This window comes from Paraglaciecola sp. 20A4, from assembly GCF_011378905.1.
Lineage (GTDB): Bacteria > Pseudomonadota > Gammaproteobacteria > Enterobacterales > Alteromonadaceae > Paraglaciecola.
The window spans coordinates 67,459-81,314 of the sequence record NZ_WTPY01000005.1 but is presented as its reverse complement, the minus strand read 5'-3'; the positions used below and the strand labels follow the sequence as shown (position 1 = coordinate 81,314).

The following is a 13,856-nucleotide window of genomic DNA, read 5'->3' as shown; positions in this document are numbered from 1 at the left end:
ATGTTGCAAAAATGTTGCAAAATGCACCTCTACGCTATAGTAAAAACTCCTTTCTTTAACTAAATTTAAGGAGAAGCAAAGAGGAGAGGTATTGTGAAATATTTTACCAAGCAAGATACATTTTGGGTGGTTTTATTACTTACTCTAAGTTTAACCGCTTGCCAAAGTGCCCCATCTATTAAACTTGCATCAGGGCCCATTTTCCAAGATGACGCATTTCCTGGTGCAAGTGACATTAGAATTGAATCTGAAAAAGACATATTTCGATTAGACAAAGAAGCCAGGGCCTACGTGCAAAAAACAGTTGGTCGCATTAAAGATCCAATAGAACGAACGGAGATCTTAGCCAAAAGTATATTTGAACGCTTAGACTTTGACTTACTTTATCGCGGTGATGCGAATACCACGGCCAATGAAACCTTTCATAACCAAGCAGCGAACTGTTTATCTTTATCGATTATGACTTATGCGTTAGCTACAGAGGCTGGTTTAGGTGCGCGCTTCCAAGACGTTAAAGTGCCAGAGTATTGGACGCGACGCGACGGGGTAAGCTTACTAAACGGGCATATCAATTTACAAATAGTCCCAAGAGAGCGCGGCAGCAATTCATTTTATGTGTATAACAAGGGTTATCAAATAGACTTTAACCCGCAAACTGCAAAAGATCATTTCATAAAAACCGAATTGAGTAAAAAACAAGTTATCGCCATGTTCTATAACAATAAGGGGGCTGATGCACTGCTCAGTAATGATCGTGACCGTGCGTATGCTTATTTTGCAGCAGCCCTAAAAGTTGAGCCAAATTTTGACTCCGCTTTAGTTAATTTAGGATTTTTGTATCGCGTGTCTAAGTTATATGAATTATCGGAGAATGTTTATCTGTATGCGCTATCTTCATCTCCTGATAATTTAACCGCATGGGAAAATTTAGCTTACTTGTATGCACATTCGGGCAAGCCGGAACAATCCGCAGCGATTCTTGCCCGAGTGCAAAGTAAACGTTTACGTAACCCCTATTATCATTTGGACCTAGGAAGAAGGGATTTCGATCACGGCAAACTGCAACAGGCTTTAATGCATTTTAATCGAGCGCTGGCAATCGATAATAGTCGTCATGAAATATTTTATGCATTGGCAAAAACATACCATGCGCTTGGTGAGGTGGTTGAAACGGAGAGATATTTAAAGAAAGCGAAGCGTAAGACTAAAAACTTACAAGAAAAAGAGCTGTATCAAGGCAAGCTAGACCTTTTGACGCGTTCTTAAATAGTTACTTAGTGCCTGATAAGGACCAACCTCAACAATTTTGGTATCGGTGAGGTTGGTTCTTTTGATGGGTAATTGGCGCTTTACGCTACACCAAGCTCTCGTAAACGTTCAGCTAAATAGGTCTTTGCGGTATGGCGTGCTGATAACACAACCTCAGGGCGAGGGTGCAAAAATAGCGGTAACGATATCCGAGATTTAGATTGATCAGCACCTTTAGGGTTAACAACTCGGTGAGATGTTGATGGAAAATATCCCCCAGATGCCTCTTGCAGCATATCCCCAATATTGACAATTAAGGTACCAAAGTCGCAAGGCACATCTATCCATTCATCGCCCGTACCTTTAACTTGCAGACCGGGCTCATTTGACGATGGCAAAATGGTCAATAAGTTAATGTCTTCATGTGCTGCGGCGCGAATAGCGTCGGGTTCTTCATTACCGGTAATAGGCGGGTAGTGTAATATGCGTAAAAGGGTTTGGTCACTATCGGTTGCCATACCAGAAAGTGGCTCACTATAAAGCGCGGCTACTTCAGCAGGAGAATACTTCTCAACCCAGCCAAGTAACTCGGACGCAAGACTATTTGCAGCCTGATAATAAGCTTGTAATTCTTGCTTTAAATTGGGCGGGCACTTACCCCAAGGGTAATAATGAAAATACTCTTTAATATCTTTCTTTTTAAAGCCCTTGGCTGTTTCAGACACTTTTGTTGAAAAGAATCCATCGTGACTTTTATTATCGAACGCATAATGAAGCTTCTCATCGCTATTGAAAAAAGCCTGCCAGTTCTGATAAATACTGGTAACAGAAGACTGTTCAATAGGATGGTTTTTAAGGACACCAAAACCCGTTTGGCGCAGCGATTCAACGAACTGTTTGTCCGCGTCTGGCGCTAGATAGTCAACTGCGAGCAATTGCATAATATTCTTTCCTGTCTGTCATGTAGTGTGAATGGATTGCCTACCTTGGCATTCATTCCTTTATTATTTACTTTTCTGGTGCCGCAGCATGCGTTTAGAGGCTTAAATATAAGCCCGCTAATGCTGCACTCATTAGATTCGCTAACGTGGCGGCAAGTACCGCTTTTAAGCCAAGTTGAGCAATTTCTTTACGTCTAGTTGGAGCCAAGGCGCCAATACCACCCATAAGTATCGCAATCGATGAAAAATTAGCAAAACCACAAAGTGAAAATATAACGATAGCTTGGGTCGCGGGTGATAAATCTGCTTGGTACTTTAGAAAATCCACATAGGCAACAAATTCATTGACGACCATTTTCTGCCCGATAAAGCTTCCTGCCAGATTTGCTTCATCCCAAGGCACTCCCAATGTCCATGCTAGCGGCTGAAAAACGTAGCCAAGGATCATTTCGAAACTTAAGTTTTCAACACCAACAAGGCCACCTGCCCAGCCAATTAAGCCGTTTAGTAAAGCGATAAGTGCGATAAAGGCAAGCAACATGGCGCCTACATTTAACGCAAGGTGCATACCTGAAGCCGCACCGCTGGCCGCTGCATCAAAAATATTTGCGTATTTATCTTCTTCGTTATCGACTTCAGCCAGTTCATTCTTTACTTCCTGTGTCTCAGGCATAATGATTTTTGCCATTAACAAACCACCTGGAGCAGCCATAAAGCTAGCGGCTAACAAATACTTAATCTCGACGCCCATTCCGGCGTATCCAGCCATAACAGAGCCAGCAATAGACGCTAAACCACCAACCATAATGGCGAACAGTTCAGAGCGCGTCATATGTGGAATAAACGGCTTTACGACTAGTGGGGCTTCAGTTTGGCCAACAAATATATTAGCCGCAGCAGACATGGACTCAGGGCGGCTGGTTTTCAATGCGATCTGTAAAAATCCGCCTATTAAGCGAATAATCCAAGACATGATACCCAAATGATAAAGAACAGTGATTAACGAAGAGAAAAATACAATCACGGGCAAAACATTAAAGGCAAATATAAAGCCAAGTGACTTATTACCAAGCTGACCAAAAATGAAATCAATACCTTGCTGACTGTATTCAATAATATTTTTAACGTAGACGGTCAGACCTAGCAAAAACTCTTTCCCTGGAGGGAAGTACAGCACTAATGCGCCAATTATGGCTTGAATAGCAAATGCACCGCCCACAGTACGCCAGTTTATCGACTTGCGATGTGCAGATAGCAGTATCGCAAGAATGAACAGAACAGCGATGCCAATCAAGCTGACCATCCTAACTCCTTAATTATTGTTATTATATTGTCGTTAATGGTTTCGGGCTAAAGTAACGTCTGCTGAATATGAGATTTAATAACATCCAATGCAATACGGTTCTTGCCACCTTGGGTAACTATTACATCAGCAGTAAAACGACTTGGTGCAATAAACTGATGGTACATAGGTTTAACCGTTGATTCATATTGCTTGGCAACAGAATCCAATGTACGACCTCGTTCAGCAATGTCACGTTTCATGCGACGCAATAAGCAAATGTCTAACGGGGTATCCACAAAGATTTTGATGTCGAATAAGGGCTGCAAATCTTGATTTGCTAACAACATAATACCTTCAATTATGATAACCGGTGCTGACATTAGTTTTTCAGTTTGAGCCAAGCGTGTATGCGTTTTATAGCAGTAGTGAGGGTATTCAACCGACTGCCAGTTCCTAAGTGCTTGTAAGTGCTCAACCAGTAATTCATGTTCAAACGCTTTGGGATGGTCGTAATTATTCTTTTCACGCTCTTCCATGGGAAGATGATCTTGCGCACGGTAATAATGATCTTCACGTAAAATTCGAACATGTTTCCCGTCTTCCGAAAATTCTTTTAATAAATTTTCAGTAAACAAAGATTTACCCGAGCCAGAAGCACCGGAGATAGCGATAACGAGGGGGGCAGACATACTACTCCGAAATGATAGATATGAGATTGCTTGAAAGATACCAGCGAACGGTGAAAAAGTCAGTTTTCACGATAAATTTATAGCGCTATTTTTGTGACAACTGGTAAATCTACCCAATGTTAGCCCCTCTGGTTAACATTAACGCAACAACGTTACGGTTTATTGACCATTTGGTCAAGTTTTGTTTTTTTACTCATTGCATATATACAACCAACAGAAACCACGCTGAGCCATAGCATTCTGAATGAGGCTATGAGATGCGACATAACACAAAACATTAAAAATTAAGTGTCGATGGGTATGCGTTATTTGCCGATGAAAACAACTTTATCATCTGCTAAATTGGCTAGTGCGTAATTATGTAACTTAGACCTAGAGCCTTCCCCTTGCGCTTTTGGCGGGTAGAATTGGTCTTTTTCATCTTGATGGTCGACGAATAAATCGTCTAAAGCGGAACGTATTTCACTGAGGGTTTTATCTAAATTGGCGGTGAAGTCTGGTCTTTTACGCTTGGTATGGCCCAAATCAATTAAGCGATAAAAGTATTTATTCGCGGTTTGTGCAAGTTCGTCTGGCACATCACTGCTATTACTTAAATTAGCGCTTTTATCATGTATACAAAAGTCGACCAGTGCCGCATAAAAACAAAATGGCTTATTCGGTAATATAACGCTCGTGGTGCTGTCGATATAGCTCAGGGTTTTGTTTTTTAAATCGATAATCAGCTGATGTTGGTGAGCAGTCTCTTGCTCTTCTTGCCCAACGACTGACTTGTGACGGGTAGATCGCAATTTTCTTATAAATAACAGGCTAACAATAATTGCCAATAAGATTGGGATAACACTGATGTAATCTAATAGCATTAATGGTTTTTTCGCATATTGAATGACTATCTTTTGATCACTAGTTTGAAGATAAGCTTGCCATTGCTCAACGTCTTGCTTTACATCAGGCGCTATAATCCCTTGAATACTGGTGACATAAATTGGGGACGTTTGCTGCTCTAGAACGCTGTTTAATTGGCCCAAATAGGAGCTTACAGATCGGGCATCTGCAACCGTCTTAAATTTAGGATTGGCTAAACGCAGTTTTGGTAAATCAATAGCGATGCGTTTTTCGATACTGGCTAAAAACTGTGTTTGGTTTGTCGTTGCTTGAAAATGTACTCCCACCACAAATGCAATTTGAAATACCAGCCATGTTGTTAAAATTACGGCTGCGTAAATTAGCTTATTCTTCATCTAATTGCTGCTCCTTTGCATCTAAAGGCGGTTGGCAGTGGTTCGGGATAAGCTGAAGTTGACTGTAGTAATCTGATTGGGTTTCAGTAGATAACCTTAACAAGGTATTTTGAATTTCGCATATCAAATCAGTATTGCGCGTTTCCATTTTTAAATACCATTTACTACCACTTACTTTCGTTTTGATCGGCGTGATGTAGTTCGCAGAGAATCGCTGCTCATCTTCTTCTTTCCAAAAGGACGAAATGATATCAACGTGACCAGCAGCTAAAAGATCGCGCAGGGTTTCATGGGAGTTTACGTATACTATCTCCATGCTTGTTTCTGATATGCCCAAGTCATTCAATAACCCTTTGGGTACAATATGACCCGATCGACTGCTGGGGTAATCTAATAAACCTAAGCGTTTGCCCCATAAATATTGTTTAGTCAGTTCCGGTTTTTCTTTTAGGGAAATAAGATAAGTAGAATAGTCTTGGTACTGGGCGATCGTTTGATAGCGATAAGTCGTTTCTACAGCAAAAGCCAGCATTACATTCTCTTTAACTAATGCAAGATCAGCGATACCTTTGCCGACATATTGAATGATCTCTTGTTCATTATGACTCCACTGAATTGAGACCTCACCGTATTGACGATTAATGGTTTGATTGCTACACAAAGCAGAAAGAAGTTTGCTCGCCATACCTTGATCGGTTATAAAAACAACAAATGAGTCACTATTTTTTACCGATTTTGTTTGGCAAGTGATCGATTCAGAAATTAAATTGGATAAATCTTCACTTTTTATCGCACTTGAAAAAACACCTGCATACCAGCTGGCAAGAATGAAAAATCCCGATAAAATAGGTAAGGTTATGGAGCTCATCGACAAAATGTTAATCTATACTCAAGTAAGGTGTTTTTACTTATTGAACTGATTTGACCAGTTAGTCTTACTTAATGCAATAGGTAAGTTTACTTAAGTAGTGCAACTTATTGATTTTTATAGATTACTAATAAGAAGTTATGAATGCTATTAAGGGGTTTTTACTTTGCGAAGATTGTTCACACTAACTAAGTCGAAGTTTGTGACAAATCGTTTCAGGCCACGGCAAATAAAAAATAATAGTGGTCGTTAATAGATAAGATTTTGAAGCGGGCAGGGAAAATTTGACCATTTAGTCAGATTGTTCGGTTATTAGTCAGTGCAGTAATATAAATGCAATATAAAAACAAAATAATAGCGGCATAAAATTAACACGATTTACTATTCACAATAATTAGGAAACACACAATGCTAAGAAAAACTAAGCTCACCAGCATCGCTGTAGCGGTCGCCATGTCAATCGGCATGTCTTCTGTTGCTATTGCGCAAACTACTTCTTCAGGTATGACTGGGCAAATCGTTGGTCCAAATGGTAACCCAGCCGCGGGCACTGTTGTTAAGGTAACTCACGTACCTACTGGTGCGGTCAAAACGGCTACAGTTAATTCTGCAGGTACTTTTAACTTAAATGGTTTACGTGTCGGTGGTCCTTATACTATCGAACTTGATTCAAATACCTTTGCAGATCAAACGATAGAAGATGTTTACCTTAGTTTGGGTGAAACAGCGCCGATTAACCGTGTGTTGACCGCTGAAGAAAATATTGAACGAATTGCGGTTTCTGCATCACAAATTAGCAGCTTGTCTTTTGGTAAAATTGGACCCGGCGCTAACTTTGATTTAGCAACGTTAGAAAATGCCCCCGCTATTAACCGTGACCTGACTGATATTGTAAGGATTGATCCTCGCATCTACGTTGATGAAGGTGGAAGTGGTGGCATTCAGTGTGTAGGTAAAAGCCCTCGTTTTAACAGTTTGACTGTTGACGGTGTGCGTATGAATGATTTGTTTGGTCTTAACTCTAATGGTTATCCAACAGAAAGAATGCCTTTCTCTTTTGACGCTATTGAAGGGGTTGCAGTAGAAATCGCTCCATTTGACGTCATTTATGGTGGCTTCTCTGCGTGTAATATCAGTGCTGTAAGTAAAACAGGTACTAATGAAGTCCACGGTTCTGCATTCTACGACTACGGCAGCAATGACCTTAGAGGTGACTCGCTAGAGGGAGATGACGTAAATATCGGTGACTATACAGAAAAACGTTATGGTTTCAGCGTTGGCGCTCCGTTAATTAAAGATAAATTATTCATCTTTGCAGCATATGAAAAACTAGAAGGTGCAAACCTGTTTGATCGCGGGGTTGTTGGTTCAGGCGCAGTCAATGAAGTCGCTCTTACGCAAACTCAATTAGACGAAATTGTCCGTATCTCGAATGATTTATATCAGTTTGACCCAGGTACTGTTCCTTCAAGTCTAGCAAATGAAGATGAAAAGCTTTTAGTAAAATTAGATTGGAATATAAACGAACAACATCGTGCCTCTTTTACGTATAACTGGAATGATGGTAACAACTTTGCTGAATCAGATGGCGATTCGGATGAATTTGAACTGTCTAGTCATTTGTACGAACGTGGTGCGGAACTGACGTCTTATTCAGGTGTATTGTATTCTGATTGGAATGATAAATTTTCTACCGAAGTACGTCTCTCTTATACTGAATTAGATAATCGTCAAAACTCATTAACGGGTGATGGCAGTGTTGGCGGAAATGATTTTGGTGAAGTTAAGCTCTATTTAGATGATATGACCGTCTTTTTGGGTTCGGACGATAGTCGCCAAGTGAATGATCTCAACTGGGATGCACTTAGCATGATGTTCCGTGGTAACTATTACCTTGATAACGGTCATAGCCTTACGTTCGGTTACGAAAGTGACGATTTAGAGATATATAACATCTTTGTACAGCACGCTGAAACATCACTTTCTTTTGATAGTATTGCAGATTTTGAAAATGGTATCGCTAGTGACGTTGAGTATGGCCATGCCTATTCAGGTGACATTAATGACCGAGCTGCGGAGTGGGGTTACACATCGCACAGTACTTATATTCAAGATGATTTTTATCTGACTGATGATTTAAAGGTAATAGCAGGATTACGTTACGACTGGATAACTACATCTGATAAACCTGTAGAGAATGCAGATTTTCTTGCGGGTAATGGTTACAGTAATACGGCAAACCTAGACGGTATTAGCTTGCTTCAACCACGTATAGGTCTTAATTATACATTAAGCGACAGTACTGAAATTCGCGGTGGTGTTGGCTTGTTCTCTGGTGGTAACCCGAACGTATGGATGACCAATAATTACCAGAATACCAATGTAACTGGTGGTGAAGTAGATGGTGGCGATTTTGGTTATGATGATGGTTCTCGTAGTTTATTCGATGATGACGTCGTGTGGGTAAATGTTGAAGATGGCGCACCTGTTGGCCCAGGTTACGGTGTTCCGTCTGAACTCGACGATTTGTTGGACAGCGGTAACGCAGGTAATTTCGAGTCAAACAACTTAGATCCTGATTTTAAAATGCCAAGTGAGTGGAAAGTATCAGCAGGCATAACCCATGTTACGGACTCTGACTATATTTTAAATGCAGATTTATTGGTGTCGTTTACTCAAGATCAAGCGATGATTAAGTATGTTGGCATAGAGGAAGTTGGACTGACCGACGCAGGTTATGTTGATTATGACAGAAATGGCTATGGATCACTTGAGCTAACCAATTCTGATGAAGTGTCTACCTCTTATTCATTGACAGGAACCTTAGAGAAGACTTGGGATAATGGCATGCGTTTGGTAACTGGTTACTCTTATAACCATGCTGAAGACGTTCAACCTATGACGAGTTCAGTTGCATTCTCCAATTATCAATATCGTGCATTTACTAATCCAAACGAAGATGTATCTTCGTTATCAGATTGGAACATTGAGCATCGTTTTACTGCTGACTTTAGTTATGCAATTGAACTCTTTGCAGGTTTAGAGACACGCTTTAACATGTATGCATTGGCGCAATCCGGTCGTCCATATAGCTTCACTCTATCTAAAGATGACGGAAATAGTACTTTTGGGTTTACGCCGTTTTTGGATAGCAACAGCGTGCTTCCTATCGGAGCAGAGCGTAATGATCAAGAAAGTGATTGGTGGACAAAAGTGGATATCGCGGTTAGACAAGAGATCCCAGCGTTTGCTGATGGTCATACAGCCACCGTTAGCTTCACCATTGATAATTTCACTAACATGATTAACGATGACTGGGGAATTTTGGAAGAAGTATCTTTCAATACTGCCACTATCGGAAATACTTCACCTCAAAGTCGTCAAGGTGACGCATCTTTGTGGGAAATGCGTATAGGTGTTAACTATAGATTCTAATCATTAAATGATTATTATAGGAAGCCGGCTCTTGTAGCCGGCTTTTTTATTTGTTTACAGGAAATAAAAAAATGCATAGAGCGTTATTGTTAATCGTATTTTGGATGGGAGTGGTTGTAGTGAGTCATGCACAAACGATACGAATAGCGACATTTAATGTAAGCATGGAAGCGAGTAATTACTTACCTAAAAATGTACAGCCCTCGGGACATGAGTTGTTTGAACATCTTGCTTCGGGTAAGCATCAGCAGATCCGTAATATCGCCGAGATCATTCAGCGAGTCCGTCCTGATATTATTCTGCTTAATGAATTTGATTACACGGAGAGTGAAGCTAAAGGAGTAAAAGCATTTATTAATAACTACTTGGCAGTTTCCCAAGAAGGCATCGAACCAATTAACTATCCCTATTCTTATTCCGCACCGGTGAATACAGGTGTGCCTTCTGGAGTTGATCTTAACCACAATGGCAGTGGCACAGATAACGGTGGTGATACCTTTGCTTTTGGTTTGTATCCAGGGCAATACGGCATGGTGTTATTAAGCCGATACCCAATTGAAAGCGAGCAAGTGAGGACATTCCAACATTTCCTTTGGAAAGATATGCCAAACAGCCTATTAAATAGTGTGCAAGCAGAAGATGGCACAGATTGGTATTCGCCTCAGGCTAAAGCGGTATTTAGGCTATCGTCTAAGTCCCATTGGGACATACCGATTCGCATCAATGGAAACGTAGTTCATGTATTGGCTAGCCATCCAACACCGCCCGTTTTTGATGGGCCAGAAAACCGCAACGGGAAACGTAATCACGACGAAATTCGCTTTTGGGTTGATTACATCTCGGGCTCAGCTAAAGCTGATTATATTTATGATGATCAAGGGGCGTTTGGTGGCATAAGTAGCGAAGCGTTTGTTATTTTAGGGGATTTAAACGCGTCAGCAGAAGAAGGAGATGCATACAAAGACGGAATTCAAGCATTGCTGAGCCATGACTCAATTAACGCCAATATGATACCCACCAGTAAAGGCGCATCGTTACACACTAAGAATAGTGTTTATGCAGCCACTCACACGGCTTTTTGGCGAATGCGTGCTGATTATGTGTTACCAAGCACTAAACTCGGTGAGATGACTGACAGTGGCGTATTTTGGCCTATCCCACAGGATCCCCAATATCGATTAATTCAAAACCGCCAGGCGTCGTCTGATCATCGTTTAGTCTGGATTGATGTACAGTTGGCAGCTGGGCATCAATAATAATCGACGGTTGTGGCCATTTTAATTACCTTTCCCTTAAGCGAATGCTTAAGGGAAAGGTATATTGGAGTCATTCGTTTTAGACATTTTCGAAAAGAGCTTCAACGCGCACGCGAATTTCTTCAATTTGATTGATATCAGACGGAGCAATAAAAATAGTGTCGTCGCCTGCTATAGTGCCTAATACACCATCTTTTTGACTCAATGAGTCAAGCAATCTTGCAATAAGTTGGGCAGCGCCGGGGCTGGTGCGAATAATGATCATGACATTATTGTGCACTATGTCTAAAACCAATTGACGAAGAGGGCTGCGAGCCGTTGGCATACCAAGTTCAGGCGGCAAGCAGTAGACCATGTCGCCACGAGCGTTGCGGGTTCGCACTGCGCCAAATTTGCTGAGCATGCGGGAAACCTTGGATTGACTGATATTGTCGAAGTTTTGCGTTTTAAGCGCGTCAACAATATCGCCTTGAGAGCCAAAGTTTTCGGCCTTTAAGATATCCTTAAATGCCTTGATGAGTTCTTCTTGCTTATTAGTAGCCATATATTCCTCTGTTTATGGCGGCTATTTTGCCTTAGTACTTGAAGTTAAGCAATTTGCCCTCACATAGAATTTCGTACAAATCCAGCTCAGCATTTAATTGTTTTTTCGCGGGTCTTGCATTAATGTTTCGCTCGCGAATTGATTAGCATTCCACAGGAGAGATTTATGAAAGTAGCGGTATTAGGCGCAGCTGGCGGTATAGGCCAAGCGTTATCATTGTTGTTAAAGACTCAATTGCCAGCTGGTACAGAACTAGCTTTGTATGACGTAGCCCCTGTCGTACCTGGTGTTGCAGTTGATTTAAGTCACATTCCTACAGATGTTAAAGTTGAAGGTTTCGGTAAAGACGACCTAGCTAAAGCATTGACAGGTTGTGACATTGTGCTTATTCCTGCTGGTGTTCCGCGTAAACCTGGTATGGATCGCTCTGATTTATTCAACATCAATGCTGGGATTGTTAAAAATCTAGTTGACGGTGTTGCAGATAATTGTCCTGAAGCATGTGTGTGTATTATTACTAACCCAGTTAACACCACGGTTGCTATCGCAGCTGAAACGTTGAAAGCTAAGGGTGTCTACAACAAGAATAAGCTATTTGGTGTTACAACCCTTGACGTTATTCGTGCTGAGACTTTTGTTGGTAACCTACGTGGTTTGAACCCTGCAAACGTTCACGTTCCTGTTATCGGTGGTCACTCTGGTACAACTATTCTACCTTTACTTTCACAAGTGGAAGGTGTTGAGTTTACTGATGAAGAAGTAGCAAGCTTAACGACTCGCATTCAAAACGCGGGTACCGAAGTAGTTGAAGCTAAAGCTGGCGGCGGGTCTGCAACTTTATCTATGGGCCAAGCAGCAGCTCGTTTCTGTTTATCTCTTGTGGCTGCGATGCGCGGTGAAAACGTGGTTGAGTATACCTACGTTGAAACTAACAGCGATGATGCACAATTCTTCTCACATCCAGTTCGTTTGGGTAAAAACGGCGTTGAAGAAATTCTACCCTACGGTGAGTTGAGTGATTTCGAGCAGAAGGCGAAAGAGTCAATGTTAGAAGGCCTACGTGGCGATATTAAATTGGGTGTTGAATTCGTTAAAAACTAATTCTTTCCTAAGATTCAAAAAAACCAGCGAAAGCTGGTTTTTTTATATTCGCTATTCAGCAAATCAATATCATAGGCCGTTAGCGACTATGCAGCCATGGGATTTTGAGCCAATGGTTTTGTTGGCCGAGTGGCCACATTAGGATCTTTTACCTGACCGGCTGTGCCTGCAATCAGTGGAGTATTACTCGAAGCAATTCGTACCGAAGCGAGTTTAGCGTCAATGCACTGACGTATATCTTTTGCGGTATAACCTGAGCGAACTTTAATACGTACGTGAGGAATACGCGCAGCATCTAACGCCCCGCTTACAAACCAATCTCGTTGACGCTTGTAGCCATCTTTACCATTTTGATTAGCATGAACTAGATCAATCGCTATTACCGGTGACATATCATCTTTTGCACACAGCACGAAATCAAGTTGCCGACCACTGGTACGACTGTATGCGTTTTTGCTGGTCTTTTTATTAGCACTTTCCCGTGTAGCAACGACATCTGACAGTTTCACCCGGCACATAATACGAAACTGATTACCCACCGCCTCATCTATAAGCGCGAGAAAACTACGCTCAACAGGGGTAAAAAGGTTCGTCTTCTTTTTAAACGGGAAGGTTAAACTTGGTTCATTCAATTTTACTGCACCAATCGCGACCACGATTAATATCATCATTAAGATAATTGCCAATTCCATACCTGCTCCTATAGGCCCGCCAAATATTTGACAGTTTTTGCCTGTGTTGTTACCTACAGGAGATATAGCAAAGACAGTGCCAGACGTTGCGCTTAAATGTTAAGGAACAAATCAGGCTATAGACCTTACTAATTCACCTCGGGTTAATCAGTATGTCTACTTGGCTACCTGGACCATCTGGGGAAATAACGATGATTTTTCGATTGCCTTCTAAATGCAGCAAAATTCGATTGTGATCGAATGTTTGCGTGAAGGGGGTGTCTATTTGTTGACGTAAGAATAGGTCAACTGCTTTAGGCGATTGATTGCTATGGTACGTTATTGAAGCGGGGAGTGTTCCGGCAAAAACGTGGCACGCGCTGGCATCAAGCGAAAGCTGTAATTGGTAGAATACAGTAGGGCACGTATCTGCATGCATTTCTTCTGTGTTTTGCGTGTCATTAGTTATCAGCGTTTCACTACTGAATAAAACAGTCGTTAGGCAGAAAAATACGGGTACTGCGGTTAGTGTTAAGGTATTAAACATATTGAGCCCTTCTCTAAACGTTTACCATAT

The 13,856-nt window shown here is 41.3% G+C and carries 12 protein-coding genes; 4 read left to right on the top strand and 8 right to left on the bottom strand.

The features are described 5' to 3' along the window. Positions 1-93 precede the first annotated feature (93 nt). Complete coding sequence (locus GQS54_RS23515) at positions 94-1,266, top strand: tetratricopeptide repeat protein (protein WP_166423401.1); 1,173 nt, start codon at positions 94-96, stop codon at positions 1,264-1,266. 83 nt (positions 1,267-1,349) lie between these two features. On the opposite strand, the gene GQS54_RS07550 is transcribed toward GQS54_RS23515, so the two are convergent. The 5 genes from GQS54_RS07550 to GQS54_RS07530 form a co-directional block, all read right to left on the bottom strand. After that, complete coding sequence (locus tag GQS54_RS07550; protein WP_166423400.1) at positions 1,350-2,189, bottom strand: isopenicillin N synthase family oxygenase; 840 nt, start codon at positions 2,187-2,189, stop codon at positions 1,350-1,352. 94 nt (positions 2,190-2,283) lie between these two features. After that, positions 2,284-3,492 carry a NupC/NupG family nucleoside CNT transporter gene (locus GQS54_RS07545; protein WP_166423399.1) on the bottom strand — a complete coding sequence of 403 codons (1,209 nt, stop codon included), beginning with the start codon at positions 3,490-3,492 and terminating at the stop codon, positions 2,284-2,286. A 47-nt stretch (positions 3,493-3,539) separates the two neighbouring features. Next, on the bottom strand, positions 3,540-4,163 hold the full coding sequence (gene udk, locus GQS54_RS07540) for a uridine kinase (RefSeq protein WP_158771377.1): 624 nt from the start codon (positions 4,161-4,163) through the stop codon (positions 3,540-3,542). Positions 4,164-4,468: 305 nt separating this feature from the next. Beyond that, positions 4,469-5,404 (bottom strand): hypothetical protein, encoded by a 936-nt coding sequence (locus tag GQS54_RS07535; protein ID WP_166423398.1) that lies wholly within the window; start codon positions 5,402-5,404, stop codon positions 4,469-4,471. After that, positions 5,394-6,272 (bottom strand): PhnD/SsuA/transferrin family substrate-binding protein, encoded by an 879-nt coding sequence (locus GQS54_RS07530; RefSeq protein WP_205967668.1) that lies wholly within the window; start codon positions 6,270-6,272, stop codon positions 5,394-5,396. The genes GQS54_RS07535 and GQS54_RS07530 overlap by 11 nt, the downstream gene beginning before the upstream one ends. Before the next feature lie 408 nt (positions 6,273-6,680). Between GQS54_RS07530 and GQS54_RS07525 the strand changes: the two genes are divergently transcribed. Both GQS54_RS07525 and GQS54_RS07520 read left to right on the top strand, forming a co-directional pair. Continuing rightward, positions 6,681-9,707, top strand: a complete 3,027-nt coding sequence (locus GQS54_RS07525; RefSeq protein ID WP_166423397.1) for a TonB-dependent receptor — start codon at positions 6,681-6,683, stop codon at positions 9,705-9,707. Positions 9,708-9,778: 71 nt separating this feature from the next. Next, positions 9,779-10,963 carry an endonuclease/exonuclease/phosphatase family protein gene (locus GQS54_RS07520; protein WP_166423396.1) on the top strand — a complete coding sequence of 395 codons (1,185 nt, stop codon included), beginning with the start codon at positions 9,779-9,781 and terminating at the stop codon, positions 10,961-10,963. Between the two features lie 79 nt (positions 10,964-11,042). Here GQS54_RS07520 and argR read toward each other — a convergent pair whose 3' ends face one another. Next, complete coding sequence (gene argR / locus GQS54_RS07515; protein WP_007105744.1) at positions 11,043-11,507, bottom strand: transcriptional regulator ArgR; 465 nt, start codon at positions 11,505-11,507, stop codon at positions 11,043-11,045. A 165-nt stretch (positions 11,508-11,672) separates the two neighbouring features. On the opposite strand from argR, the gene mdh reads away from it, so the two are divergent. Further along, on the top strand, positions 11,673-12,608 hold the full coding sequence (mdh, locus tag GQS54_RS07510; RefSeq protein ID WP_158771371.1) for a malate dehydrogenase: 936 nt from the start codon (positions 11,673-11,675) through the stop codon (positions 12,606-12,608). Positions 12,609-12,694: 86 nt separating this feature from the next. On the opposite strand, the gene GQS54_RS07505 is transcribed toward mdh, so the two are convergent. After that, positions 12,695-13,300 (bottom strand): DUF2726 domain-containing protein, encoded by a 606-nt coding sequence (locus GQS54_RS07505; RefSeq protein WP_158771370.1) that lies wholly within the window; start codon positions 13,298-13,300, stop codon positions 12,695-12,697. Positions 13,301-13,433: 133 nt separating this feature from the next. After that, the gene (locus GQS54_RS07500) at positions 13,434-13,826 is read right to left on the bottom strand and encodes a hypothetical protein (protein ID WP_166423395.1); all 393 of its coding nucleotides are present in this window, start codon (positions 13,824-13,826) and stop codon (positions 13,434-13,436) included. Between the last annotated feature and the right edge of the window lie 30 nt (positions 13,827-13,856).

What these genes read in the sequence shown, in the direction of transcription:
- GQS54_RS07550 (WP_166423400.1), bottom strand. Translation starts at nt 2,189, where the DNA reads ATGCAATTGCTCGCAGTTGACTATCTAGCGCCAGACGCGGACAAACAG.
- GQS54_RS07525 (WP_166423397.1), top strand. Translation starts at nt 6,681, where the DNA reads ATGCTAAGAAAAACTAAGCTCACCAGCATCGCTGTAGCGGTCGCCATG.
- GQS54_RS07545 (WP_166423399.1), bottom strand. Translation starts at nt 3,492, where the DNA reads ATGGTCAGCTTGATTGGCATCGCTGTTCTGTTCATTCTTGCGATACTG.
- GQS54_RS07500 (WP_166423395.1), bottom strand. Translation starts at nt 13,826, where the DNA reads ATGTTTAATACCTTAACACTAACCGCAGTACCCGTATTTTTCTGCCTA.
- GQS54_RS07535 (WP_166423398.1), bottom strand. Translation starts at nt 5,404, where the DNA reads ATGAAGAATAAGCTAATTTACGCAGCCGTAATTTTAACAACATGGCTG.
- argR (WP_007105744.1), bottom strand. Translation starts at nt 11,507, where the DNA reads ATGGCTACTAATAAGCAAGAAGAACTCATCAAGGCATTTAAGGATATC.
- GQS54_RS07520 (WP_166423396.1), top strand. Translation starts at nt 9,779, where the DNA reads ATGCATAGAGCGTTATTGTTAATCGTATTTTGGATGGGAGTGGTTGTA.
- udk (WP_158771377.1), bottom strand. Translation starts at nt 4,163, where the DNA reads ATGTCTGCCCCCCTCGTTATCGCTATCTCCGGTGCTTCTGGCTCGGGT.
- GQS54_RS07505 (WP_158771370.1), bottom strand. Translation starts at nt 13,300, where the DNA reads ATGGAATTGGCAATTATCTTAATGATGATATTAATCGTGGTCGCGATT.
- mdh (WP_158771371.1), top strand. Translation starts at nt 11,673, where the DNA reads ATGAAAGTAGCGGTATTAGGCGCAGCTGGCGGTATAGGCCAAGCGTTA.
- GQS54_RS07530 (WP_205967668.1), bottom strand. Translation starts at nt 6,272, where the DNA reads ATGAGCTCCATAACCTTACCTATTTTATCGGGATTTTTCATTCTTGCC.